At 70.8% G+C, this 22,748-nt stretch carries 23 protein-coding genes; 15 read left to right on the top strand and 8 right to left on the bottom strand.

The window, feature by feature from the left end; all coding sequences use genetic code 11:
* Positions 1–6: 6 nt before the first annotated feature.
* Entirely contained in the window at positions 7–1,026 is a 1,020-nt protein-coding gene (locus tag JMJ56_RS12770; RefSeq protein ID WP_202832149.1) for a glycosyltransferase family 2 protein, read from the top strand.
* Between the two features lie 172 nt (positions 1,027–1,198).
* Here JMJ56_RS12770 and modD read toward each other — a convergent pair whose 3' ends face one another.
* Both modD and JMJ56_RS12760 read right to left on the bottom strand, forming a co-directional pair.
* Entirely contained in the window at positions 1,199–2,053 is an 855-nt protein-coding gene (gene modD, locus JMJ56_RS12765; RefSeq protein WP_202832148.1) for a ModD protein, read from the bottom strand.
* Between the two features lie 45 nt (positions 2,054–2,098).
* On the bottom strand, positions 2,099–2,866 hold the full coding sequence (locus JMJ56_RS12760; protein ID WP_202832147.1) for an SDR family oxidoreductase: 768 nt from the start codon (positions 2,864–2,866) through the stop codon (positions 2,099–2,101).
* Positions 2,867–3,092: 226 nt separating this feature from the next.
* Between JMJ56_RS12760 and JMJ56_RS12755 the strand changes: the two genes are divergently transcribed.
* The 3 genes from JMJ56_RS12755 (at position 3,093) to JMJ56_RS12745 (ending at position 5,698) form a co-directional block, all read left to right on the top strand.
* Positions 3,093–4,235 carry an iron-containing alcohol dehydrogenase gene (locus JMJ56_RS12755; RefSeq protein WP_202832146.1) on the top strand — a complete coding sequence of 381 codons (1,143 nt, stop codon included), beginning with the start codon at positions 3,093–3,095 and terminating at the stop codon, positions 4,233–4,235.
* Positions 4,236–4,331: 96 nt separating this feature from the next.
* Positions 4,332–5,447 carry an LLM class flavin-dependent oxidoreductase gene (locus tag JMJ56_RS12750; RefSeq protein ID WP_202832145.1) on the top strand — a complete coding sequence of 372 codons (1,116 nt, stop codon included), beginning with the start codon at positions 4,332–4,334 and terminating at the stop codon, positions 5,445–5,447.
* A 38-nt stretch (positions 5,448–5,485) separates the two neighbouring features.
* The gene (locus JMJ56_RS12745; RefSeq protein WP_202832144.1) at positions 5,486–5,698 is read left to right on the top strand and encodes a hypothetical protein; all 213 of its coding nucleotides are present in this window, start codon (positions 5,486–5,488) and stop codon (positions 5,696–5,698) included.
* Positions 5,699–5,932: 234 nt separating this feature from the next.
* On the opposite strand, the gene JMJ56_RS12740 is transcribed toward JMJ56_RS12745, so the two are convergent.
* Positions 5,933–7,174: an NAD(P)/FAD-dependent oxidoreductase gene (locus tag JMJ56_RS12740; RefSeq protein ID WP_202832143.1), complete on the bottom strand. Its 1,242-nt coding sequence runs from the start codon at positions 7,172–7,174 to the stop codon at positions 5,933–5,935.
* Between the two features lie 96 nt (positions 7,175–7,270).
* On the opposite strand from JMJ56_RS12740, the gene dctP reads away from it, so the two are divergent.
* Complete coding sequence (dctP, locus tag JMJ56_RS12735; protein ID WP_202832142.1) at positions 7,271–8,308, top strand: TRAP transporter substrate-binding protein DctP; 1,038 nt, start codon at positions 7,271–7,273, stop codon at positions 8,306–8,308.
* A 71-nt stretch (positions 8,309–8,379) separates the two neighbouring features.
* Here dctP and JMJ56_RS12730 read toward each other — a convergent pair whose 3' ends face one another.
* Positions 8,380–8,784 carry a nuclear transport factor 2 family protein gene (locus tag JMJ56_RS12730; protein ID WP_202832141.1) on the bottom strand — a complete coding sequence of 135 codons (405 nt, stop codon included), beginning with the start codon at positions 8,782–8,784 and terminating at the stop codon, positions 8,380–8,382.
* 158 nt (positions 8,785–8,942) lie between these two features.
* Between JMJ56_RS12730 and JMJ56_RS12725 the strand changes: the two genes are divergently transcribed.
* Positions 8,943–9,818, top strand: coding sequence for an isocitrate lyase/PEP mutase family protein (locus JMJ56_RS12725; RefSeq protein WP_202832140.1), 876 nt, complete (start codon positions 8,943–8,945; stop codon positions 9,816–9,818).
* Positions 9,818–10,537, top strand: a complete 720-nt coding sequence (locus tag JMJ56_RS12720) for a haloacid dehalogenase type II (protein ID WP_202832139.1) — start codon at positions 9,818–9,820, stop codon at positions 10,535–10,537. Before JMJ56_RS12725 ends, JMJ56_RS12720 begins: the two co-directional genes overlap by 1 nt.
* Before the next feature lie 390 nt (positions 10,538–10,927).
* Here JMJ56_RS12720 and JMJ56_RS12715 read toward each other — a convergent pair whose 3' ends face one another.
* From JMJ56_RS12715 to JMJ56_RS12705, 3 genes are all read right to left on the bottom strand, one after another.
* Complete coding sequence (locus JMJ56_RS12715) at positions 10,928–11,158, bottom strand: hypothetical protein (protein ID WP_144404362.1); 231 nt, start codon at positions 11,156–11,158, stop codon at positions 10,928–10,930.
* A gap of 66 nt (positions 11,159–11,224) precedes the next feature.
* Entirely contained in the window at positions 11,225–12,025 is an 801-nt protein-coding gene (locus JMJ56_RS12710) for an NUDIX hydrolase (protein WP_202832138.1), read from the bottom strand.
* A gap of 5 nt (positions 12,026–12,030) precedes the next feature.
* A complete protein-coding gene (locus tag JMJ56_RS12705; RefSeq protein ID WP_202832137.1) occupies positions 12,031–13,032 on the bottom strand; it encodes a Bug family tripartite tricarboxylate transporter substrate binding protein in 1,002 nt (333 codons plus the stop codon).
* A gap of 124 nt (positions 13,033–13,156) precedes the next feature.
* Here JMJ56_RS12705 and JMJ56_RS12700 point away from each other — a divergent pair, with 124 nt between their 5' ends.
* A complete protein-coding gene (locus JMJ56_RS12700; RefSeq protein ID WP_202832136.1) occupies positions 13,157–13,876 on the top strand; it encodes a DUF1028 domain-containing protein in 720 nt (239 codons plus the stop codon).
* A gap of 18 nt (positions 13,877–13,894) precedes the next feature.
* Here the strand turns inward: JMJ56_RS12700 and JMJ56_RS12695 are convergent, their stop codons facing one another.
* Positions 13,895–14,359, bottom strand: a complete 465-nt coding sequence (locus JMJ56_RS12695) for a GatB/YqeY domain-containing protein (RefSeq protein ID WP_456318787.1) — start codon at positions 14,357–14,359, stop codon at positions 13,895–13,897.
* A gap of 128 nt (positions 14,360–14,487) precedes the next feature.
* On the opposite strand from JMJ56_RS12695, the gene carA reads away from it, so the two are divergent.
* The 7 genes from carA to JMJ56_RS12660 all read left to right on the top strand — a co-directional run bounded on the left by carA (position 14,488) and on the right by JMJ56_RS12660 (position 22,747).
* Complete coding sequence (gene carA, locus JMJ56_RS12690) at positions 14,488–15,870, top strand: glutamine-hydrolyzing carbamoyl-phosphate synthase small subunit (protein ID WP_202832134.1); 1,383 nt, start codon at positions 14,488–14,490, stop codon at positions 15,868–15,870.
* Positions 15,870–16,628 (top strand): SDR family NAD(P)-dependent oxidoreductase, encoded by a 759-nt coding sequence (locus tag JMJ56_RS12685; RefSeq protein WP_202832133.1) that lies wholly within the window; start codon positions 15,870–15,872, stop codon positions 16,626–16,628. The genes carA and JMJ56_RS12685 overlap by 1 nt, the downstream gene beginning before the upstream one ends.
* Positions 16,629–16,631: 3 nt before the next feature.
* A complete protein-coding gene (locus JMJ56_RS12680) occupies positions 16,632–17,267 on the top strand; it encodes a LysE family translocator (protein ID WP_202832132.1) in 636 nt (211 codons plus the stop codon).
* Positions 17,264–17,524, top strand: a complete 261-nt coding sequence (locus JMJ56_RS12675; protein ID WP_202832131.1) for a hypothetical protein — start codon at positions 17,264–17,266, stop codon at positions 17,522–17,524. Before JMJ56_RS12680 ends, JMJ56_RS12675 begins: the two co-directional genes overlap by 4 nt.
* 87 nt (positions 17,525–17,611) lie before the next feature.
* Entirely contained in the window at positions 17,612–20,857 is a 3,246-nt protein-coding gene (gene carB / locus JMJ56_RS12670; protein WP_202832130.1) for a carbamoyl-phosphate synthase large subunit, read from the top strand.
* 196 nt (positions 20,858–21,053) lie between these two features.
* Positions 21,054–21,527 carry a transcription elongation factor GreA gene (gene greA / locus JMJ56_RS12665; RefSeq protein ID WP_043338559.1) on the top strand — a complete coding sequence of 158 codons (474 nt, stop codon included), beginning with the start codon at positions 21,054–21,056 and terminating at the stop codon, positions 21,525–21,527.
* A gap of 8 nt (positions 21,528–21,535) precedes the next feature.
* The gene (locus tag JMJ56_RS12660; protein WP_202832129.1) at positions 21,536–22,747 is read left to right on the top strand and encodes a threonine ammonia-lyase; all 1,212 of its coding nucleotides are present in this window, start codon (positions 21,536–21,538) and stop codon (positions 22,745–22,747) included.
* The last annotated feature ends 1 nt before the right edge of the window (position 22,748 follow it).

Here is a 22,748-nt window from a genome sequence, read left to right as displayed (position 1 = left end):
CTCCCAATGTCCAAGGTTTGTGCCGTCGTCATCACCTATAACCGCCGAGAATTGCTGGATGAGTGCCTCCAGGCCATAACGGCGCAGACCTATCCCTGCGACCACATCGTTGTCGTCGACAATGCCAGCACCGACGGCACGGCGGAGATGGTGAAGGAGCGCTGGGCCGGCCGCATCGACCTGCATGTGCTGACCAAGAATATCGGCGCGGCTGGCGGCTACAATCTCGGCATGCGCCTCGCCTACCAGACCGGCGCCGATCATGTCTGGGTGATGGACGATGACGTCATGCCGGAGCCGGATGCGCTGGCCGCACTGCTCGCCGCGGCGGAGACGCTGGACGGGCGCGGCATCAGCCCCGCCTTCCTCACCTCCGTGGCTCGCGCACCGGGCGGCGCAGTGACCAACGTGCCGGAGATGGACCGCCGCCTCAACGCCCTCGCTTATGAAAACTGGCCGGAGCTGCTGAACCACGGGCTGGTGCCGGTGACGCGGGCGGCGCTCGTCTCCAACCTCATTCCGCGCGCGACGCTGACGCAGCACGGCCTGCCCATCGCCGGGATGTTCATCTGGGGCGAGGATTCGGAATTCACCCTGCGTGTCACGCGGGAACGGCCAGGTTACCTAGTCGGCGCCAGCCGGGCGTTGCATGTGCGCCAGCTTGCCGGCGTGCTCGACATCCGGACGGAGCGCAACCCGGCGCGCATCGGCTACCACTTCCATCGCATCCGCAACGACGTCTACATGAAGCGGCGTTTCGAGGGGCCCCGCTCGGTGGCACGGCTGATGCGCCGCCAGGTGATGCTGGCGCTGCGGCTCTGCCAGGAGCAGGAATTCGCCAAGGCGCGCATCGTGTTGCGCGGGCTGCTGGCCGGCTTGTCCTTCGACCCACCGATTGAGGCGGCGGATGCGCCCTGCACCATCGCCGGCATCCGGCACGTCGCCGGCGAGCCGCAGGTGGCGGCCGCGGCACTGGCGCCGGCGGCGGAGCAGGCCTTCCCGAACGACCTTCGGCCTGCGGTTTAACCCCCGTAGGAGCCGTTTCACGGCCTTGCTGATGCACTGAGTAGCGGCTCGACACCTAAAACCTTGCCCATCTTCTGCGGCAAAGCCGCAGAGGGGTACGGGGCAAGGCCGGTTTCGACGGGCTTTCCTTCCCAGGGCACCACGGTATGGCCGGTGACAGGCCGGGGCGGCGTTATCCGCCCAAGGGCGACAGGGCCACTTCGATATCGGCCGGCGGCGCCGCATAAGGTGCGGAGGTCACCAGCAGGTCGGCACCGGCCGCGGCATAGTGTCCGGCATTCGCCTCGGTGATGCCGCCAGTCGCGGCAATCAGCGGGCGGCGCGGCATGTCGGCCAGTGCCCGCATGACAGCGGCCACATCCTCCGGCGGCAGCTTGTCGAGTTGCAGCGTGTCAACGCCGGCATGGGCGAATTGCAGCGCGGCATCGACGCTGTCCGCCTCCACGACGATCTTCCGCTCCAGTTGCGCCGCGCGGAGGCGCGCCACCCAGAGGTGCGGCGGCTGCCGCCCGAGGAAGACCCGGTGCTGCGGGAAGACCAGCAAGCTGTCCGAGAGCCCGAGCCGGTGCGGCAGGCAGCCCCCGGCAGTGATCGCCCGCAGCATCACCTCCTTCGCGCCAGGCAGGTGCTTGCGGGTGCAGGCGACGGCGACGCCGGGCCGGCCGCTGCGCGCGGCGCAAAGCACCGCCCGCGCCCCGGTAGCGATGCCGGAGGCGATCTCCATCAGGCTCTGTGCCAGCTTGAAGCCGCGATGCAGCGCCGCCGCCTCGCCCTCGGCCCGCAACAGCTCCGCCCCCGCCTCCACTTGAGCGCCGGAGAAGGCGAGGCGATGCGTCGCCGGGCAGCCGGCGAGCTGCATCAGCCGTTCCGCCTCCTCGATGCAAGCGATGGTCATGGTGGTGCGGGCACGGAAGGTGGCGCGGCCACGCGCCTCGCCGATGCCGAGGCCGGCGGTGGTGATGTCGCCATAGGGCACGTCCTCCTCAAGCATGACGAGGAGGCGGGCATCGGAAAGGACGAAGCTCATCGACCGCGGACGCTAGTGCGGCCGGGGCATAGCGGCAATCGCTCCTCAGCGGCCGCCGCTGACCGGCAGCAATGCGCCCGTGACATAGCCGGAGGCAGGGGAGAGCAGCCAGAGCACCGCCTCCGCCACCTCCTCCGCGCTGCCGCCGCGGCCCATCGGCACGCCCCCGGCCATGCGGGTGACCCGGTCCGGCATACCGGCAGTGGCATGGATCTCGGTGTCGATCAGGCCGGGATTGACGGCATTCACCCGGATGCCCTCCCCTGCCAGCTCCTTGGCGAGGCCGAGGGTCAACGTATCCACCGCGCCCTTGCTGGCAGCGTAATGCACCCACTCCCCGCCGCCGCCGAGGCCGGAGGCGCGGGAAGAAATGTTGACCATCGCCCCTCCCCTGCCCCCATGGCGCGTCGACATGCGCCGGATCGCTTCGCGGCTGCAGGCGACGAGGCCGAGGACATTGGTGCGCAGGACTTCCTCCCAGACCGCGTCGGGGGTCTCGTCGAGCCGCCCGGTCGGGCCGGTGATGCCGGCATTGTTCACCAGCGCATCCAACCGGCCGAAGCGGGCATCCAGTTCCGCGAAGCACCGCGCCCGGCCCTCGGCCTCGGCCACATCGGCCTGAAGCGCCAGCACGGTGGCGCCCGCCGCCCGCGCCGCCGCGGCCGTAGCCTCGGCCCGGGCGGCGTCGCTGCGGTAGGTGAGGAGGATGTCGTAGCCCTGTGCGGCGCCGAGCCGCGCCACGGCGGCGCCGATGCCGCGCCCGCCGCCGGTGACCAGAAGGACGGGACGGGTGGAAGGGGGGGATGTGCTCATCCTCCCAGCCTGCCGCCCGGAGGCCTTCCGCTCAAGTCATCAGCCGGCCCAGGGCGGGGCAAATGCGACCGGCAGGACGACGGCGCGCAGGAAATGCGGGATCCTGGATGATGAACGGGGGCAGCTTCCGCGACCTCTTCGCCTATGGTGGTGTGGAATGGGCCGCGGCGCGGAAGCGCCGCGCCGCCCGCAATGCGGCCGACAAGGCCCAAAGGGGATGACCGAGATGAGCCTGCATGCCTGGCCTGCCCAGCAGCGCGTCCGCCTGGGCGAGCCCGTCGCCCGGGCCCTGCCGCCGGAGATCGAGGATTGTGGGCGCGTGGTGCTCGTCACCACCCGCTCGCTCGCCCGCAGCCGCATCGCCGAGGCGACGCGCGCCGCCATCGGGGCGCGGCTTGCCGGCGAGTTCTCGGCGATGCGCGCGCATTCGCCGGTCGAGGATGTCCTAGCGCTGGCCGCCCTGCTGCGCGAGGCGCGGGCGGATCGCGTGGTCGCTCTCGGCGGCGGCAGCGTGATCGACGGGTCCAAGGCCGCCTGCCATGCGGTCTGGCGTGGCTACACGGATGCCGCGGCGCTGCTCGGCAGCGCCGTCTCGCGCGGGACCGATGCGGCCTATTGGGTGGAGCCGACGCTCACGCCGCGCATCGTCGCCGTGCCAACCACCCTCTCGGCCGCGGAATTCGCCCCGAATGCCGGCTTCACCGACCTCGCCGCCGGGCGCAAGCACCGCGCCCAGCACGCGATGCAGGTGCCGATCGCCGTGGTGCTGGACCCGGAGGCGACGATCGAGACGCCGGCGGAGCTGCTGCTCTCCTCCGGTATCCGCGCCGTGGACCATGCGGCGGAGCGGCTCTGCGCCCTGGAGCGCGCGGCCTTCTCCGATGCCGTCTCGCGTCAGGCGCTGGAGATGCTGGCGGTCGCGCTGCCTGCCATCCACCGCAAGGGCGACGACCTCGGAGCCCGCGCGGCGGCGCAGCAGGCGATGTGGCTTTCCGTCATGGGCGGATGGGCCGGCGTGCCGGTCGGGGCGAGCCACGGCATCGGCTACATCCTCGGCGGCGCCAAGGGCGTGCCGCATGGCATCACCTCCTGCCTCGGCCTGCCGGCAGTGATGCAGTGGAACGCGCCGGCGAATGCCGTGCAGCAGAAGGTCGTGGCCGACATCCTCGACGGCGGCACCGGCGCCGAGGCGCTGCGCCGCTTCATCCGCGGCCTCGGCCTGCCGACGACGCTCGCCGAGGTCGGCATTGGGCTCGATGAGATCCCGGCGCTGGCGGCGAAATGGGATGGCGGCCCGCCCATCGCCACCAACCCACGCAAGGTCGGCGGCGCGGCGGATGTGGTGGCGATCCTGCGGCTGATGGTGTAGCCGCTCACGTTTCGTTGTGCGCTATGGGCTTGCGCCGCGGCCGAGTGCGGCGCCAGCATCCTCCACAACCGGCGCCAAGCCGGAGAGGAGGACGCCATGGAATTCGGCTATTTCATGATGCCGTCTCACCCGCCGGAGCGCGGGTTGAAGGAAGGGCATGACTTCGATCTTCAGGTGATGCGCTGGCTCGACGAACTCGGCTTCTCCGAGGCCTGGGTCGGCGAGCACCACACCGCGCCTTGGGAGCCGCATCCGGCCCCCGACCTGCTGATCGCCCAGGCGCTGCGGGAGACGACGCGGCTGCGGATGGGCCCGGGCGGCTTCCTGCTGCCCTACCATCACCCGGCGGAGCTGGCGAACCGCGTCGCCATGCTCGACCACCTCTCGGAGGGGCGGCTGAATTTCGGCATCGCGGCGAGCGGCCTGCCGAGCGACTGGGCGATGTTCAACGTCGACGGCATGTCCGGCACCAACCGCGAGATGACGCGCGAGGCGCTCGACATCATCCTGAAGCTCTGGAGCTCGGACGGGCCCTTCCACCACCAGGGCAAGTACTGGAGCGTCGACAAGCCCGACACGATGTTCGGCTTCCTCAAGCCGCACATCAAGCCGCTGCAGGCGCCGCACCCGCCGATCGGCGTCGCCGGCCTGTCGAAGAACTCCGACACGCTGAAGATGGCCGGCGAGCATGGCTTCCTGCCGATGAGCCTCAACCTCAACCCGGGCTACGTGACGAGCCACTGGGACAGCGTCGAGGCCGGCGCCCGCAAGTCGGGCCGCACCGCCAACCGCCGCGACTGGCGCCTGGTGCGCGAGGTCTTCGTCGCCGACACCGACGAGGAGGCCTGGCGGCTCTCGGTCGGCTCCATGATGGGGCGGATGATGGGCGAGTACTTCCTGCCGCTGCTCTCGAACTTCGGCTTCAAGGAGTACCTGAAGCACAGTCCCGAGGTGCCGGACAGCGACGTCACCGTGGACTACTGCGCGCGGCGCAACTGGCTGGTCGGCTCGCCGCGGACGGTCGCCGAGCGGCTGGAGCAGATCTACGAGGAGGTCGGCGGCTTCGGCCAGCTCCTGGTCTTCGGCTTCGATTACCAGGAAAACCCGGCCGCCTGGCGCAACTCGCTGCGCCTGCTGCAGGAGGAGGTGCTGCCGCGCGTCTCCCACCTGACGCCCGCCGCACCCGCGCCGGCGCTGGCGGCGGCGCAGTAGCGCTTGCGGCGGCGCGGGCGGCGGGCCATCTGGGGCGGATGAAGCTCCTCCCGGCCGCCGCCCTGCTCCTCTCCCTCGCAGCCTGCGGCCCGGGCGGGCTGCAGGCGGGCGGCGAGTATTCTGGCCAGCCCGACACGGTGATCGGCAATACCGAGCGCAACATGGCGACCGGCGCCGTCACCAGCGAAGGCAGCGTCTATGTCCGGCGCCAGGGCTACATGACGACGCCCGCGGAGAGGCTTCGGTACTAGCTCGGTTAGGCGCCCCCCTTGGGGCTGCCCCTCGATCGTCGAGAGGGAGCAGCGACCGTGACGGAGCAGTACGACATCTTCGTCCTCGGGGGCGGCAAGGCCGGGAAGACGCCGGCCATGGACCAGGCCCGGGCCGGCCGGCCCGTCGCCGGCGAGTGATCCATCCCGCCCCCGGCACCACGGCGGATGGGCTGACCCTGCTCTTCGGCAATCTCCGCACCCCCCGGCCTGACCTCAGCCGAAGCGTTCCACCGCGAAGGGCGCGAGGTCGAGATTGGGCGTGGGCCCCAGCATCGCCTGCGCCAGCACCGCGCCGGTCGGCGCCGAACCGGTCAGGCCGAGATGCCCGTGGCCGAAGGCGCACCAGAGGCCCGGCCAGCGCCGCACCGGGCCGAGCACCGGCAGGCTGTCAGGCAGGCAGGGGCGGTGGCCCATCCAGAACCCCTCCGCTCCTTCCACCCGCGCCTGGGGGAAGGCCATCCGCAGGTCGCGCAGCAGCAGCTCCGCCCGCCATGACGCCGGCGGGTGGTCGAGGCCGCCGAATTCCACCGTGCCGGCGATGCGCAGCCCCTCCTCCATCGGCGAGATGAAGGCCTTGCGGTCGGCCGGCACCACAGGCCGCCGAAGGCTGATCCCCGCATCCGGCAGCATCACGTGGTAGCCGCGCTGGCTCTCAAGGGGGATGCGGATGCCGAGCGGCGCCAGCAACCGGGCCGACCAGGCGCCGGCCGCCAGCACCACCGCCTCGGCCTCGATGGGGCCGGAGGCGGTGGCGACGCCGGTCACCCGCCCCTCAGCCGTGGTGATGGCCTGCACCGCCTCCTGCCGGATGGTGCCGCCGAGCCGCTGGATGCCGCGCGCCACCACCTCCGTCTGACGGCGTGGGTTAACGCTGCTGCCCTGCTCCGGGATGAAGACGCCGAGTTGGTAGTCGCCCTGCATGTCGGGCTCCAGCACGCGGATCGCCTCGGCGCCGTCGAGGAATTCCAGCCGCATTCCGTGCTGCTGCCGCAGCGTCCAGCCGGCTTCGTCCTTCGCGTAGTGGTCACGGTCCCGGTAGAGGTAGAGCTGCCCGGTCTCCTGGATCAGGTCGAGCGCGCCCTCCTCGGCGAGGATGCGGCGGTGCTGCTCCATCGCGTTGAAGAGCAGGCCGGACAGCGCCTCGGCGATGGCGGCGACGCGGGCCGGCCGGGCGCTGGCAACGAAGCGCGCGAGCCAGGGCGCCGCCCGCAGCGCGTAGCGGGCGGGGATGTGCAGCGCGCCCTCGGGGTCGAGCAGCATCCCCGGCACTTGCCGCAGGATGCCGGGCATGGCGAGCGGGGCGACGGAGCCGGCGCTGATCGCACCCGCATTGCCGGAGGAGGCGCCGCCGCCCGGTGGGCCGCCATCCAGCACCGTCACGGCGGCGCCGCCGCGCGCCAGGTGCCAGGCGGTGCAGAGGCCGACGATGCCGGCGCCGATGACGAGGATTCGCATGGGGCGAGCCTCCGCTGCCCGCCGTCGGTGCGCAAGCCGCTGGAACTCGCCTCTGCTATACCCGCAGACGAATGATCAGAAGGTGGATGGGGGACGATGCTGCGCCGAGGACTGATTGGACTGGCCCTGCTGCTGCCCCTCTGCCTCGCCCGGGCGCAGGAGGTGCCGAACCGGCTGAAAGTTCTCGGTTTCTACACCCATGCCGGCCTCTTCGCCGATTTCGAGGAGCCCTTCTGGACCCGCGAGGTGCCGGCATTGACCGGAGGCCGCCTGCTGCCGAGCGCCACGCCACTGGACCGCGCCGGCATCCGCGAGTCGGAGTTGCTCTCCTTCCTGCGGCTCGGCGTGGTGCAGGGGGCGACGGTGCCGCTGGCCCTTGCCGCGGGCGACGATCCGGAACTCAGCGTCGTCGACCTACCCGGCCTGAACGCCGACCTGCCGGCGCTGCGGCGGAGCCTGGCGCAGTGGCGCCCCCACCTGATCGCTGTGCTGGAAGAGCGCTACGACATCCACCTGCTCGGCCTGCTGGTGCCGACTACGCAGGTGGTCTTCTGCCGCGAGGCTTTCGCCCGGCTCGGCGACGTGACCGGGCGGCGGGTGCGGGTGGGCTCGGTCAGCCAGGGCGAGTTGATCGAGGCGTTGGGCGGCATCGCCCTGGTTATGCCGCTCAACGCCGTGCCCGCGGCAATGCGCAACCGGACGCTCGACTGTGCCGTCACCGGGCCGATGCCGGGCCACCGCATCGGCCTCGGCGAGATCGCAACCCATGTCTCGCGCTTGCCGCTGAGCTGGTTCGTCTCCGCCCTGGTGGTGAACGGCGCGGCCTGGCGCGGCCTGCCTGAGGCGGACCGGCAGGCCCTGCAAGCCGGCGGCGCCCGGCTCGAACAGCGGGTGATCGACGGTGCCGAGGCGGCCATCGAGGACGGCTTCGCCTGCAACGCCGGCCTGCCGCGCTGCGCCGGCGGCCAGCGGGCGCGGATGACCGTCCTCGACGAGCGCTGGGACGAGGCCGAGCGCCACCGTCTCCTGCGTGAGGTGCTGCTGCCGCGCTGGGTCGCCCGCTGCGGCGCCGATTGCGTCCAGGTATGGAACCAGGTCGCCGCGGCGTCGCTCGGCTTGTGGCTGGAGCCTTAGGTCATGCTCCAGCTTGCCGTCCTGTCGCTTAGGTCACGCTTCTTGGTGCTTCCACCTCAAGCGATCAGGGCTTAGCCCTCCCGCGTCTCGAAGCGGTAGACCTTGCTGACGATGCGCCAGCCCTCGCTCGTGCGGTTGAGGACGAGGTAGTCGGTGAAGTAGCGCGGCGGAAGCTGGCAGGCGACCTTCACGAAGGCGGTCTCCGGGCCGCTGATGTCCAGCATCAGGATCCGGTCGTCCCGCGCCAGGCCGCGGCTTGCGGCCGATGGGCGGTTGCGCACCATCTCGAACCAGGCCTCGCGCGGCATGTCCTCCACGCCGCCATCCTTCGCCCAGTAGAGATGCGACACGGGGTGGAAGGCGGCGCCGAGCTTCTCCACGCTGCCCTCGTAGAGGCCGTCGAAATAGGTCTGGATCACCGCCTCGATCTCGGCGACGGCGCTGGCCGCCATGGGTTTCCCGCCTGCGTCCGGCATGGGATGCTCCTCCCTGATACGGCGCCAGCCTAAAGCGGATTCAGCCCTGCCGTACACGGGTGAAACCGCTCCGGCCTTTGTTTTTGGCGAGCGAGTTCCTCATCATGGGCGCGCGCCCATGATGAGTTTGCTTCAACCGAGGAGGAGCATCCAACGTCATGGCCCATCCGAGCCTGAAAGCCGCCTTCGAGGCGGGGCGCTTCGTCGTCGCGCCCGGCATCTTCGACATGATCTCGGCCAGGGTCGCGGACGGCATGGGCTTCACCAGCCTCTACGCCACCGGCTTCGGCACCGTCGCCAGCCATCTCGGCGTCGCCGATGCGGGGATCGCCACCTATACCGACATGGTCGGGCGCGTCGGCGCCTTCGCCCGCGGCTGCCGCACGCCGGTCGTGGCCGATGCGGATACCGGCTACGGCGGCCTGCTCAATGTCCGCCATACCGTGATGGGCTATGAGGCGGCGGGCGTCACCGGCATCCAGCTGGAAGACCAGGAGATGCCGAAGAAATGCGGCCACACGCCAGGCCGCCGCGTCATCCCCGCCGAGGAGATGGCGCTCAAGATCAAGGTCGCGGCCGAGGCGCGGCGGGACCCGAACATGCTGATCGTCGCGCGGACGGATGCGCGGACGACCCTTGGCCTCGATGAAGCGATCCGCCGCGGGCAGATCTATGCCGAGGCCGGAGCCGACGTGATCTTCATCGAAAGCCCGGAGAGCGAGGCGGAGATGCAGGCGATCGGCCGCACGATCAAGCGGCCGCTGCTCGCCAACATGGTCGAGGGCGGGCGGACGCCAATCCTGCCGGCGAAGCGCCTCGCCGAGATCGGCTATGCGATGGCGATCTATCCGGCGGTCGGCTTCCTCGCCGTCGCCGCGGCGCTGGAGCGGGTCTATGGCCACCTCAAGGAGCAGGGCGACAGCAATGCCCTGCCGCCCGCCGAAAGCTATGGCTTCGGCCGCATCTGCGAGCTGATGGGCTTCCCCGAGGTGTGGGAATTCGACCGTAAGTGGGCTCAACCGGAGGCGAAGTGATGTTCGAGCAGGTCAAGGCGCTGGTCTTCGATGTCTTCGGCACGGTGGTCGACTGGCGCGAGGGCATCGCGCGGGAGGCGGGGCCGTTCCTGGCGCAGCTCGGGCGCGGCGACATCGACGCGCATGGCTTCGCCGATGCCTGGCGGGCGCGTTACCAGCCGGCGATGGAGGAGATCCGCAGCGGCCGGCGCGGCTTCACCCGGCTCGACCTGCTGCACCGGGAGAACCTGGAGCAGGTGCTGCGGGCGCATGACATCGACCCGACAACGGTCGGCGAGGCGGCGCTCGACGACCTCAACCGCGCCTGGCACAGGCTCGATCCCTGGCCGGAGGCGGTGGCGGGGCTCACTCGGCTGAAGCGGCGCTTCATCATCGCGCCACTGTCCAACGGCAATATCGCGCTGATGACCAACATGGCGAAGCGGGCGGGCATCCCCTGGGATGCGATCCTCGGCGCCGAGGTGGCGCAGGCCTACAAGCCGGACCCGCAGGCCTATCTGCGGACGGCCGAGGTGCTCAGCATCCGGCCAGCGGAGCTGTGCCTGGTCGCGGCGCATAACGGCGACCTCAAGGCGGCGCGGGCGGCGGGGCTCGCCACCGCCTTCGTGCCGCGGCCGACCGAGCATGGGCCGGGGCAGACGGGCGACTTGACCCCGAGCGAGGCCTGGGACGTGGTGGCGCGGGATTTCCAGGATCTGGCGCACCGGCTGGGCGTCTGACCGGATCGGCAGGTTTCGGACAAACTCCCCTGCGGCGCTCCCGGGCGGGGTTCGGGGGTGGCGCGGAGGGGAGTGGGTGATGGGCATGGCTCCGGAGTTGATAGGATTCACATCCTATGTCGTTCCGGGGTCGATGCGCAAGGTTCCAGGCGGAAGTCGCTGAGTGGGTTAGCGGTCTCCCCTGCCCATATGCTCCGCGGGTAACGCCCTTCGCAGCAATTCGGACAGCGGCGGCCCAGGGTGGTGGGCGTTGCGGTGGGCGTTGCGGGCGGTCGCCGCCGCGCTCCGGGAGGAGGCGCCGGCGTCCTTCGTGGATGTGGTGCAGAGCCCATCGGCGCGGGGCCGACGGATGGCCGGGTCAAGCCCGGCCATGACGCGAGGGAAGCGGCGTCAGCGGGTGCCGGCGCGGCCAGGCTGGTTGCCGCTGCCGACGCCACCGGCGCCGCCCGGCTGCAAAGGCGTGGGCACGCCGCCGCCGGTCGCCGTGCTGTTCACCGAGCCGGTGGGCGACCTGGCGCTCGGCGCCATCGGCTCGCCCGGCGTGCGGCCGCCGGGACCGGAATTGGAGCAGGCGCCGAGCGCCAGGGCCAGCGCCACCATTCCCACCAACCTGCCTGTCATGGACCTCTCCTTACCGTCATGTCACGCCGGAGGTAACCGGGACGGAGCAGGAAGGTTCCGCCGGGATCATCCGGGTGGGCGCACCTGTGGCACCATCGCCCGTATCCCAGCCGGGAAGAGCGGGCCGCCATAGCCGGCCTCGACCGGAATGCGGAGCATCTTGCGGCCCTCGGCATCGACCTCCATCACCGGCTGCACCGTCACCACGGGGCGGGCCGCGGCGCGCGAGAGGGCATCGCCAAGGCTAGCCGCCTCGGCGAGGCGCAGGAGGTTGAGCCGGGTCGGGAAGAGCAGGGTGCGCTCGCCCGCCTCGGCCTCGGCCAACGCCTGGGCCGGCGAGATCCAGATGCTGTCCACCGCCTCGTGACCGTCATGCGTCGCCTCATGGCCGCCGGGAGCGGGGGCGAGGAAGAAATGCGTGTCGAAGCGCTTGGAGAGATCGGCGGGCGTCACCCAGTGGGCGAAGGGGACCAGGCAGTCGATATCGGGGCGGAGGCCCTCGGCCTGGAGCAGGGCGGCGAAGCCGCGGCTGCCGGCGTTCAGCGCGTCGCGGTGCGCGAGGGCGATGGCGGCGCCCTGGGCGGGGTCCAGCGCCGTGCCTGATTCGGTGCGGGCGAGCAGCAGGCCGCTTTCCTCGAAGGCTTCGCGGATGGCGGCGACGCGGTAGGCGGCGAGCGGGTCGGTGCTGCCGAGGGCGGTAGCGAGCTCGGCATCGGCCGCCTCGACGCGGCCGCCGGGGAAGACCAGGGCGCCGGCGGCGAATTCGATCTCGCGGTGGCGGACGACCATGAAGATCTCGGGGCCGGAGGCGCCCTCGCGCAGCAGCAGGACGGTGGCGGCGGGACGCGGGGGGACGGGGTCTGACACGCGGGTTACTCCGTGCGGATGCCGGCGGCCTGGATCAGCGGTGCCCAGCGGGCATGCTCGGCCTGGAGGAAGGCAGCGAAATCGGCGGGGCTGCCGCCGACGACCTGCGAGGCCTGGGTCTGCTCGATCACCCGGGCGACCTCGGGCTGGCGGAGGGCGGCGTTGAAGACGCGGTTGGTGGCCTCGACCACCGGCTCGGGCAGGCCGGCGGGGCCCACGATGCCGTGCCAGCCCTGGGCCTCGAAGCCGGCGAGCGCCGTGCCGCCAGCCTCCGCGATGGTGGGCACATCGGGCAGGAAGGGGTGGCGCTGCCGCCCAGCCACCGCAAGCGGCCGCAGCTTGCCCTCGCGGATGAAGGGCAGGCTGGTCGAGACGGTGATGATGCTGCTGCTGGTCTCGTTGGCGAGCAGGCTGCGGGCGACTTCGGCGCCGCTGCGATAGGGCACGGGCGTCATGGTCAGGCCGGTGCGGCGGAGCAGCAATTCCTGCGCCAGGTGGCCGATATAGCCGATGCCGGGATGGGCATAGACCATGTCGCTGCGGCGGCGGGCGAGGTCGAGGAAGCCGGGCAGGTCGGTCACCGGCAGCGCCATCGGGGCGAGGAGGACGAGGGGCAGGTTGATCAGGTGGCAGATCGGGGTGAAGGCGCGCATCGGGTCGTAGCCGAGGCTCGGCTGCAGCTCGCGGCCGATGGCATTGGGCGAGAGGTCGGCCATCATCAGCGTGGCGCCGTCGGGGCGGGCGCCGGCCACCACGGCCCCGGCGATGGTGCCGCCGGCCCCGGCGCGGTTCTCGACCACCAGCGCATGGCCGTTGGCGAGCACCGGGAAGGCGTTGGCGACGGTGCGCGAGAGGGTGTCGATGGCGCCACCGGCGCCGAAGGGGACGATGAGACGGACGGGCCGGTCCGGCCAGGGGGAGGCGGCCGGTTGCGCGCGGGCGAGCGCCGGAAGGGCGAGGCCGCCCAGGAGCGTGCGCCGGCACCATGCACGTGACGCTTGCGACATGGTAGTCCCCTCCCCGATTGTAGCGGCGCGCAGGGTGCCGCCGGGCCGCGGCGGGCGCAACCGCTGGCGGAATCTGTGAAAACGCATATGGTCCGGGCCCGGCTCGGAAGGGGAGACGTCCTGCATGACTTGGTCCATCGTTGCGCATGACCCAGCGACCGGCGCCTTCGCCGTAGCCGTGACGACATGCGCCTTCGCCGTTGGCGCGAGCTGCCCCTTCGTGCGCTCGGGGGTTGGGGCGGTGTCCACCCAGTCGATGACCAACCGCTACCTGGGCCCCGCGGTGCTGGACGGGATGGCACGGGGGCTGTCGCCGACGGCGGCGATCGAGAGCGCGCTGGCGGGGGACGAGGGGCGCGGCATCCGGCAGGTCCATGCCGTCGACCGGCATGGGCGAAGCGCGGCCTGGACCGGGCAGAATTGCGTGGAATGGTGCGGCGACCGGCCGGGCCAGGGCTTCTCCGTTGCAGGCAACATGCTGGCCGGCGAGGCGGTGCTGGCGGATACGATGGCGGCCTTCGTCACCAAGGACGACCTGCCGCTGGCCGAGCGGCTGGTGGCGGCGCTCGAGGCCGGGGACGCCGCGGGCGGCGACCGGCGCGGGCGGCAATCGGCGGCGCTGCTGCTGACGACGACGGAGGACTTCCCCGACATCAACCTGCGTGTCGACGACCACCCGGAGCCGTTGGGCGAGCTCGGGCGGCTGCTCGGCCTCTGGCGGCGGGAGCGGGAGCCGGGGCTTAGGGACCAGCCGCGCAAGGCCAACCCGTCGGGCTGGATCGACCTCGACGCGATCGAGGCGGGCTGGCGGCGGAAGGGGTCGAGCCTGCGGTTCCGGCGGTAGGCCCCTCCCCCGTCCCTCTCAGCCTCCGAGGGCCGCCTTCACCAGCGGGCCTGCCTTGGCCATGTCGAGGCTGGCGGCGTGCTTCGCCCGCAGGGCGGCCATCACCTTGCCCATCTCCTTGATGCCGCTGGCGCCGGTCTCGGCGATGGCGGCCTGGACGGCGGCCTGCATCGCGGACTCGTCCATCTGCTGGGGCAGGAAGCCCTCGATGACGGCGATCTCCGCCTCCTCCTTCTCGGCGAGTTCGGGACGGTTGCCCTGGCGGTAGAGCTCGACGCTCTCGCGCCGGCTCTTGGCCATGCCGCGGAGCATGGCGGTGACTTGGTCGTCCGGCACCTTGTCGATGCCGGAGGGACGGGCGGCGATGTCCACGTCCTTCAGCTTGGCCAGGATCATGCGGAGGGTGGAGGTGCGGGCCGCGTCCTTGGCGAGCATGGCCTCCTTCAACGATGCGGTGAAGCGGCTGCGCAGATCCTCGGCCATGGACATGTCTCCGATGCTATGGGGTGCGGGGCTGTAGCATGGGGTGGGGCGGAGGGGGGAATGGGAAGTTGTTTCCCACGCCCCGCTTCCGGCTTGAAATGGGAAGTTCCTTCCCGCATGTTCGGGCCATGCGGACCGTCGAAGAGATCATCGCCCAGCTCGGCGGCCCCGAGGCCGCCGCGGCGCGTTGCGGCATCGGCACCGAGGCGGTGCGGAAGTGGCGGCAGGCGCGAGCCATCCCGCCCCGCCACTGGCCCGCCATCCTCGCCGCCACCGGGCTGACGCTCGCCGACATGCCCGGCACCCCCGAACCCCGTGTGGAGACAGAGATGCCCCAGACCGAGACCGCGCCCGAGGGTGCGACCGCCTGCCTGGTGCTGGCCGATGGCAGCGTCTTCTGGGGGCGAGGCTTCGGGGCGCAGACGGCGCCGGGGGCGGCGCCGGTGGCCGAGGTCTGCTTCAACACCGGCATGACCGGGTATCAGGAGACGCTGACCGACCCCTCCTATGCCGGCCAGATCATCACCTTCACCTTCCCGCATATCGGCAATGTCGGCGCCAACCCCGAGGATATCGAGGCGGTGACGCCGGCGGCGCGGGGGCTCGTCGTCAAGCAGGACCTGACCGAGCCGGCCAACTACCGGGCGACGCGGCACCTCGACGACTGGCTGAAGTCCTTCGGCATCCCGGGGATCGCGGGCGTCGATACGCGGGCGCTGACCATCCGCATCCGCGACGGCGGGGCGCCGAACGGGGTGCTGTGCTTCCCGGCCGATGGGCGGTTCGACCTCGATGCGCTGCGCGCGCAGGCGGCGGCTTGGCCGGGGCTTGAGGGGATGGATCTCGCGAAGGAGGTCTCCTGCCGGCAGTCCTATCATTGGGACGAGACCACCTGGGCCTGGCCGGAGGGGTTCGGGCGGCAGACGGCGGCGAAGCACAAGGTCGTCGCGGTCGATTACGGCGCGAAGCGGAACATCCTGCGCTGCCTCGCCTCGGCCGGGCTCGACGTGACGGTGGTGCCGGCGACGGCGACGGCGGAGGAGATCCTGCGCCACGAGCCGGATGGCGTCTTCCTCTCCAACGGGCCGGGTGATCCGGCGGCGACGGGCGCATATGCCGTGCCGGCGATCCAGGGCGTGTTGGAGAAGCGGGTGCCGGTCTTCGGGATCTGCCTCGGGCATCAGCTGCTGGGCCTCGCGCTGGGCGGGAAGACCTACAAGCTGGATCGCGGGCACCGGGGGGCGAACCAGCCGGTAAAGGACCTCGCCACCGGACGGGTCGAGATCACCAGCCAGAACCATGGCTTCGCGGTGGACGACAAGAGCCTGCCCGAAGGGGTGAAGGTCACGCACATCTCGCTCTTCGACCAGTCGAACGAGGGGCTGATGGCGACGGACCGGCCGGCCTTCTCGGTGCAGTATCATCCGGAAGCGTCGCCGGGGCCGACGGACAGCCACCACCTGTTCCACCGCTTCGTCGCGCTGATCGAGAAGAACAAGGGAGGGGCGTGATGTTCGACCTGAAGGGACGCACCGGGCTGGTCACCGGCGGCAATGGCGGGATCGGCCTCGGCTTCGCGCGGGGGCTCGCCAGGGCGGGCGCCAGCGTGATGGTCGCCGGCCGGAATGCCGAGAAGAACGCGGCGGCCGTGGCGGAACTCAAGGGGCTCGGCGCGGAGGCGGATGCGGTCATCGTCGACGTGACGGATGCCGCGAGCATCGAGGCGATGGTGGCCGCGACGGCGGAGCGCTTCGGCGGGATCGACATCCTGGTCAACAATGCGGGGACGAATATCCGCAACCGGCCGGAGGTCTATGCCGAGGCCGACTGGCATGCGGTGATCGACACCAACCTGACCAGCGCCTACCTCGCCTCCAAGGCGGCCTATCCGCACCTCAAGGGCAGCGGGCATGGGCGGGTGATCAACAACGGCTCCATGCTGTCGATCTTCGGCCTGCCCTTCCACATCGCCTATGCGGCGTCGAAGGGCGGCGTGGTGCAGTTCACCAAGTCGCTCGCCGTGGCCTGGGCGGCGGACGGGATCACGGTGAATGCAGTGCTGCCGGGCTGGATCGACACCGAACTGACCCGCAAGGCACGGAAGGACATGCCTCAGCTCAACGACAATGTGCTCGCGCGGACGCCGAAGGGGCGCTGGGGCGCGATGGAGGATTTCGAGGGTCTGGCGGCCTTCCTCGGCAGCGATGCGAGCGCCTTCATCACCGGCGTCGCCATTCCGGTGGATGGCGGGTTCTCGGTCCAGGGCTGAGCCGTGCCCTCCGCCGACACCCTCCTCGTCTTCGCCGCGCTGTCGCTCGGCCTCGCGGTAACGCCGGGGCCGAACATGCTCTACCTCGTCTCGCGCTCGCTGGCGCAGGGGACGGGGGCGGGGATGGTCTCGCTGGCCGGGTGCCAGGCGGGGTCGCTCGCCATCATGCTCTGTGCGGCGGCGGGGATCACGGCGGCGCTGCTGGCCATCCCCTATGCCTGGGACGTGCTGCGGCTCGGCGGTGCGGCGTATCTGCTGTATCTCGCCTGGCAGAGCGTCAGGCCGGGCGGGCAGCCGGTCTTCGCGCCGAGGGCGATGCCACGGGAGCCGGCCGTCAGGCTGTTCTCCGTCGGCTGCGCCACGGCGGCGCTCAACCCGAAGGTGGCGCTGTTCTACATGGCGGTGCTGCCGCCCTTCATCGACCCGGAGCGGGGGAATGCCTTCCTCCAAGCCGCGGTGCTGGGCGCGGTGCAGGTCGCCATCTGCACGGCCTTCGACGCGGTGCTGGTCTGGGGCGCGGCGGGCGTCGCGCGGTTCCTCGGCACGCGGCCGGGCTGGATGGCGGCGCAGCGCTGGGTGCTCGGCGCGGCGCTCGGGCTGCTCGCCGTCAAGCTGGCGAGCGAAGGGCGCCGGGCATGACTCTGTTCCTCATCGCCCTGGCCGCCCTGTCCTGGACGGGGCTGAGCCTCGCGGTGCTCGCCATGGTGCTGCGGCGCGTCGGCACGCCTCGTCAGGCGGCGTGGCGGGCCTTCGGCATCGGCCTCGTCGTCAACACGATCTCGGCCTGGTACGCGTCGCCGGGGGAGCCGGTCGCGGCCGTGATCCTGATCATCCTCTGCCACCTGCTGCTGCTGCCGGCGCTGCTGATCGCGGCGCGGCGGGAGGAGCGGCCTTGATGCGCGCGCTCCGACGATAGCGGCCGGCGCCCGCCCCCGACTGCCTGCTGCCGCCTGCACGGCCCCGAACCGACGGATACCCGACCCATGCCGAAGCGCACCGACATCAAGTCCATCCTCATCATCGGCGCCGGGCCGATCGTCATCGGCCAGGCCTGCGAATTCGACTATTCAGGTGCCCAGGCCTGCAAGGCGCTCAGGGCCGAGGGCTATCGCGTCGTCCTGGTGAACTCGAACCCGGCGACGATCATGACGGACCCCGGGCTGGCGGATGCCACCTATATCGAGCCGATCACGGTGGAGATGGTCGAGAAGATCATCGCCAAGGAGCGGCCGGATGCGCTGCTGCCGACCATGGGCGGGCAGACGGCGCTCAACACCGCCCTCAAGCTCGCCGAGGCGGGGGTGCTGGCGAAGTACGGCTGCGAGCTGATCGGGGCCAAGGCGGAGGTCATCGACAAGGCCGAGGACCGGCTCAAGTTCCGCGATGCGATGACGAAGATCGGCATCGAGAGCCCGCGCTCGGCCATCGCGCATACGATGGAGGAGGCGCGGGCGGCGCTCGACCTCGTCAAGCTGCCCTGCGTCATCCGGCCTTCCTTCACCCTCGGCGGCACCGGCGGCGGCATCGCCTATAACCGCGAGGAATTCGAGCAGATCGTGGCCGCCGGCCTCGACGCCTCGATGACCAACGAGGTGCTGGTCGAGGAGAGCGTGCTGGGCTGGAAGGAGTACGAGATGGAGGTGATCCGTGACACTGCGGACAACTGCATCATCATCTGCTCCATCGAGAACCTGGACGCGATGGGCGTGCATACGGGCGACAGCGTCACCATCGCCCCGGCGCTGACGCTCACCGACAAGGAATACCAGCGGATGCGCGATGCCAGCATCGCCTGCCTCCGCGAGATCGGCGTCGATACCGGCGGCTCCAACGTGCAGTTCGGCATCAACCCGGCCGACGGGCGCATGGTGGTGATCGAGATGAACCCGCGCGTCAGCCGCTCCTCCGCGCTGGCCTCGAAGGCGACGGGCTTCCCGATCGCCAAGGTCGCGGCCAAGCTCGCCGTCGGCTACACGCTCGATGAACTGACGAACGACATCACCATGGTGACGCCGGCCAGCTTCGAGCCGACCATCGACTATGTGGTGGTGAAGATCCCGCGCTTCACCTTCGAGAAATTCCCCGGCACGCCGGCGACGCTGACCACCAGCATGAAGTCGGTCGGCGAGGCGATGGCGATCGGCCGCAGCTTCGCCGAGGCCTTGCAGAAGGGGCTGCGCAGCCTGGAGACGGGGCTGTCGGGGCTCGACGAGATCGCGGCGCCGGGGGATGGCAGCGCGCAGGCCTTCCATGCGGCGCTGGCCACGCCGCGGCCGGACCGGATCGTCATGGCGGCGCAGGCGATGCGGGCGGGCGTCTCGCTGGCGGAGATCGCCGAGGCGAGCAAATTCGATTCCTGGTTCCTGCGCGAGGTGGAGAAGGTCGTCGCCGCCGAGCGCCGGGTGAAGGCCGATGGGCTGCCACGGACGGCGACCGGGCTGCGGGGGCTTAAGGCGCTTGGCTTCTCCGACAAGCAGCTCGGCAAGCTGACCGGGCAGGGCGAGGCGGCGGTCGAGGCGCTGCGGCTGAAGCTGGGCGTCATGCCGGTGTTCAAGCGGATCGACACCTGCGCGGCGGAGTTTGCTTCCGACACGCCTTATATGTACTCGACCTATGAAGGTGGCTTCGGCGTGCCGGAATGCGAGAGCCGGCCGACGGACCGACAGAAGGTCGTCATCCTCGGCGGCGGGCCGAACCGAATCGGCCAGGGCATCGAGTTCGACTATTGCTGCGTCCATGCCTGCTACGCGCTGAAGGAAGCGGGCTTCGAGACCATCATGGTCAACTGCAACCCGGAGACGGTCTCGACCGACTACGACACCTCCGATCGGCTCTATTTCGAGCCGCTGACCGGGGAGGACGTGCTCTCCCTGCTGCGGAAGGAGCAGGAGCGCGGCAGGTTGCTCGGCTGCATCGTGCAGTATGGCGGGCAGACGCCGCTGAAGCTGAGCCAGGCGCTGCACAAGGCGGGCATCCCGATCCTCGGCACCTCGGCGGAGGCGATCGACATCGCGGAGGACCGTGAGCGGTTCCAGCACCTGCTGAAGGGTCTCGGCCTGCGGCAGCCGCAGAACGGCACGGCGCGGACGCTGGAGGAGGCGGCACGGGAGGCCGAGCGCATCGGCTACCCCGTCGTCGTCCGGCCGAGCTACGTGCTGGGTGGGCGGGCGATGGAGATCGCCTGGAACCGCGAGCAGCTCATGCGCTTCGGCCAGGAGGCGGTGAGGGTCTCGGGCGAGAACCCGATCCTGATCGACCAGTACCTGGCGGACGCCATCGAGGTCGATGTGGACTGCATCGCCGACGAGGACGGCACCGTCTATGTCGCCGGCGTCATGGAGCATATCGAGGAGGCGGGCATCCATTCAGGCGACAGCGCCTGCTCCCTGCCCCCCTACTCGCTGCCCCCCGCCATCGTCACCGAGCTGAAGGCGGAGACCGAGGCGATGGCCAAGGCCCTCAAGGTCAAGGGGCTGATGAACGTCCAGTATGCGGTGAAGGACGGGGAGATCTTCGTCCTCGAGGTCAATCCGCGCGCCTCGCGCACCGTGCCCTTCGTCGCCAAGGCGACGGGCGTGCCGGTGGCGAAGATCGGCGCGCTGGTCATGGCCGGGCAGCGGCTCGGCGAGTTCGACCTGGACGACAGCGCCATCAACCGGCATGTGGCGGTGAAGGAGGCGGTCTTCCCCTTCAACCGCTTTCCCAATGTCGACGTGATCCTCGGGCCGGAGATGAAGTCGACCGGCGAGGTGATGGGGCTGGATGCCAGCTTCGAGCGTGCCTTCGCCAAGGCGCAGCTCGGCGCCGGGGTGAAGCTGCCGCTGGCGGGTGCCGCCTTCATCTCGGTGAAGGAGAGCGACAAGCCGGCCGCGGTGGTCCTCGCCCGGCGGCTGATCGACATGGGCTTCGCGGTGGTGGCGACGCGGGGGACGGCGGCCCGCATCCGCGAGGCCGGCCTCGCCTGCGAGATCATCAACAAGGTGCTGGAGGGGCGGCCGCATTGCGTGGACGCCATCAAGTCCGGCGACATCCAGCTCGTCATCAACACCACGGGCGGTGGGCAGTCGGTGGCGGACAGCTTCGACATCCGCCGCTCCGCCCTGACCCATGGGGTGCCGCATTACACCACGGCGGCCGGGGCCCGGGCGGCGGTGCATGCCATTGCGGCGCTCAAGGCCGGAACCCTTGATGTGGCGCCGTTGCAGGCCTATTTTCATCGCTCGTTCTGATCCCGGGCGCGGGTTCCACTGAGGTTCGCCGGGTTTCCCCCGGCGGGCCGGAACCCGGTGCCCGGTTTCCGTGTTTCCACTCGCCATCCCGTGCCGCAACCGCAAGGGTGGTGGGCTGGGTCAGCGTTTTTTGGCTGCACTTGCGGTGGCGGACCGCGCACACTCCGCTTCGATATGCTCAAGGGAAGGGCTAGCCGTGCAGAAGTTCCCCATGACCGCGGAAGGTCTGGCGAAGCTGGAAGAGGAGCTGAAGGTCCTCCGGGCCGAGGAGCGCCCGGCGGTGATCCGTGCGATCGCCGAGGCCCGGGCGCATGGCGACCTTTCCGAGAACGCCGAGTACCACGCGGCACGCGAGCGGCAGTCCTTCATCGAGGGCCGGATCGCCGAGCTGGAGACGATCATCCCGGCCGCCGAGGTGATCGACGTTTCGAAGCTCTCCGGCGACCAGGTGAAATTCGGCGCCCGCGTCACCGTCGTCGACGAGGAGACGGAGGAGCAGAAGACCTACCGGATCGTCGGTGCCTATGAGGCGGACATGAAGGTGAATTCCATCTCCATCTCCTCGCCGCTCGCCAAGGCGCTGATCGGCAAGAAGGTGGGCGACAGCGTCGAGGTGCCGGCGCCGGGCGGTGCCCGCGCCTATGAGATCACCGCCGTCGCCTTCCGCTGACGGGCAGGGTGCTCGACCAGCGGGTCGGCCTGGCGGAGGTCCGGGCCGCGGCGGCGCGCATCCAGGGCGCGGTGCTGCGGACGCCGACCGTCGAGGTCGATGCGGTGTCCCGCGTCGCCGGCGCGCGGGTCTTCCTCAAGCTCGATAACCTGCAGGCGACCGGGGCCTTCAAGGAGCGCGGGGCGGCCAACCGCATCGCGCTGCTGACGGCGCGGGAGCGGGCAGCGGGCGTCATCGCGATGTCGGCCGGCAACCATGCGCAGGCGGTGGCGCGGCATGCCTCGCTGGCCGGGATCGCCGCGACGATCGTGATGCCACGCTTCACCCCCTCCACCAAGGTGGTGCGGACCGAGGGCTGGGGGGCGCGCGTCGTCCTGCATGGCGAGACGCTGGCCGAGGCTGCGGCGCATGCCCATGCCATGGCGCTGAACGAGGGGCTGACCTTCATCCATCCCTATGACGACCCTGGCGTGATCGCGGGCCAGGGAACGCTGGCGCTCGAGCTGCTGGAGGATGCGCCGGCGGTGGAGGCCGTGGTCTTCCCTGTCGGCGGCGGCGGAATGTTGGCGGGCTGCGCCGGGGCGATCCGCGAGCTGCGGCCGGAGGTGCAGGTCTTCGGCGTCGAGGTCGAGGGCTATCCGGCCATGGCGCAACGCCTGGCGGGGCGGCCGGTCTCGGTCGGCGGGCCGACCATCGCCGAGGGCATCGCCGTGCGCGATGTGGGCGAGTTGCCCTATGCGCAGCTCCGCCGCCTCGGCATTGAGGTGCTGGTGGTGCCGGAGCGGGCGGTGGAGCAGGCGATCGCCCTGCTGGCCGAGGGGGCGAAGCAGGTGGCGGAGGGCGCCGGGGCGGCGGGGCTGGCAGCGATGCTCGCCCATCCGGCGCGCTTCACCGGGCGCTGCGTCGGGACCGTCATCTGCGGCGGGAACATCGATGCGCGCATCCTCGCCAACGTTCTGCTGCGCAACCTGCTGCGGGACGGGCGGATCCTCCGCCTGCATCTCGACATCCCGGACCGGCCGGGGGTGCTGGCCGATATCGCCATGCGGGTGGCGGCGGCCGGGGGAAATGTCATCGAGGTGAGCCACCAACGGCTTTTCGCGGCGCCCTCGGTGCAGAGCGCCGAGCTCGAATTGATGGTGGAGGTCCGGGATACGGTGCAGGGCGACGCCATCGTCGCCGCGCTCGAAGCCGGGGCCTATGTGGTGCGACGCGGCTGAG

Origin of the sequence: Belnapia arida, assembly GCF_016773205.1 — a bacterium.
Classification (GTDB): domain Bacteria; phylum Pseudomonadota; class Alphaproteobacteria; order Acetobacterales; family Acetobacteraceae; genus Belnapia; species Belnapia arida.
Note: the sequence above shows the minus strand (reverse complement) of the source record. Positions and strands in the feature narration are given on the sequence as shown.

Bases quoted from the DNA above. Each gene is read 5' to 3' on its own strand.
- carA (WP_202832134.1), top strand. From the start codon at position 14,488: ATGCGGACCGTCGAAGAGATCATCGCCCAGCTCGGCGGCCCCGAGGCC.
- JMJ56_RS12675 (WP_202832131.1), top strand. From the start codon at position 17,264: ATGACTCTGTTCCTCATCGCCCTGGCCGCCCTGTCCTGGACGGGGCTG.
- JMJ56_RS12740 (WP_202832143.1), bottom strand. From the start codon at position 7,174: ATGCGAATCCTCGTCATCGGCGCCGGCATCGTCGGCCTCTGCACCGCC.
- modD (WP_202832148.1), bottom strand. From the start codon at position 2,053: ATGAGCTTCGTCCTTTCCGATGCCCGCCTCCTCGTCATGCTTGAGGAG.
- JMJ56_RS12730 (WP_202832141.1), bottom strand. From the start codon at position 8,784: ATGCCGGACGCAGGCGGGAAACCCATGGCGGCCAGCGCCGTCGCCGAG.
- dctP (WP_202832142.1), top strand. From the start codon at position 7,271: ATGCTGCGCCGAGGACTGATTGGACTGGCCCTGCTGCTGCCCCTCTGC.
- JMJ56_RS12745 (WP_202832144.1), top strand. From the start codon at position 5,486: ATGAAGCTCCTCCCGGCCGCCGCCCTGCTCCTCTCCCTCGCAGCCTGC.
- JMJ56_RS12725 (WP_202832140.1), top strand. From the start codon at position 8,943: ATGGCCCATCCGAGCCTGAAAGCCGCCTTCGAGGCGGGGCGCTTCGTC.
- JMJ56_RS12685 (WP_202832133.1), top strand. From the start codon at position 15,870: ATGTTCGACCTGAAGGGACGCACCGGGCTGGTCACCGGCGGCAATGGC.
- JMJ56_RS12705 (WP_202832137.1), bottom strand. From the start codon at position 13,032: ATGTCGCAAGCGTCACGTGCATGGTGCCGGCGCACGCTCCTGGGCGGC.
- JMJ56_RS12695 (WP_456318787.1), bottom strand. From the start codon at position 14,359: ATGGCCGAGGATCTGCGCAGCCGCTTCACCGCATCGTTGAAGGAGGCC.
- JMJ56_RS12750 (WP_202832145.1), top strand. From the start codon at position 4,332: ATGGAATTCGGCTATTTCATGATGCCGTCTCACCCGCCGGAGCGCGGG.
- JMJ56_RS12720 (WP_202832139.1), top strand. From the start codon at position 9,818: ATGTTCGAGCAGGTCAAGGCGCTGGTCTTCGATGTCTTCGGCACGGTG.
- JMJ56_RS12755 (WP_202832146.1), top strand. From the start codon at position 3,093: ATGAGCCTGCATGCCTGGCCTGCCCAGCAGCGCGTCCGCCTGGGCGAG.
- JMJ56_RS12700 (WP_202832136.1), top strand. From the start codon at position 13,157: ATGACTTGGTCCATCGTTGCGCATGACCCAGCGACCGGCGCCTTCGCC.
- carB (WP_202832130.1), top strand. From the start codon at position 17,612: ATGCCGAAGCGCACCGACATCAAGTCCATCCTCATCATCGGCGCCGGG.
- JMJ56_RS12760 (WP_202832147.1), bottom strand. From the start codon at position 2,866: ATGAGCACATCCCCCCCTTCCACCCGTCCCGTCCTTCTGGTCACCGGC.
- JMJ56_RS12715 (WP_144404362.1), bottom strand. From the start codon at position 11,158: ATGACAGGCAGGTTGGTGGGAATGGTGGCGCTGGCCCTGGCGCTCGGC.
- JMJ56_RS12770 (WP_202832149.1), top strand. From the start codon at position 7: ATGTCCAAGGTTTGTGCCGTCGTCATCACCTATAACCGCCGAGAATTG.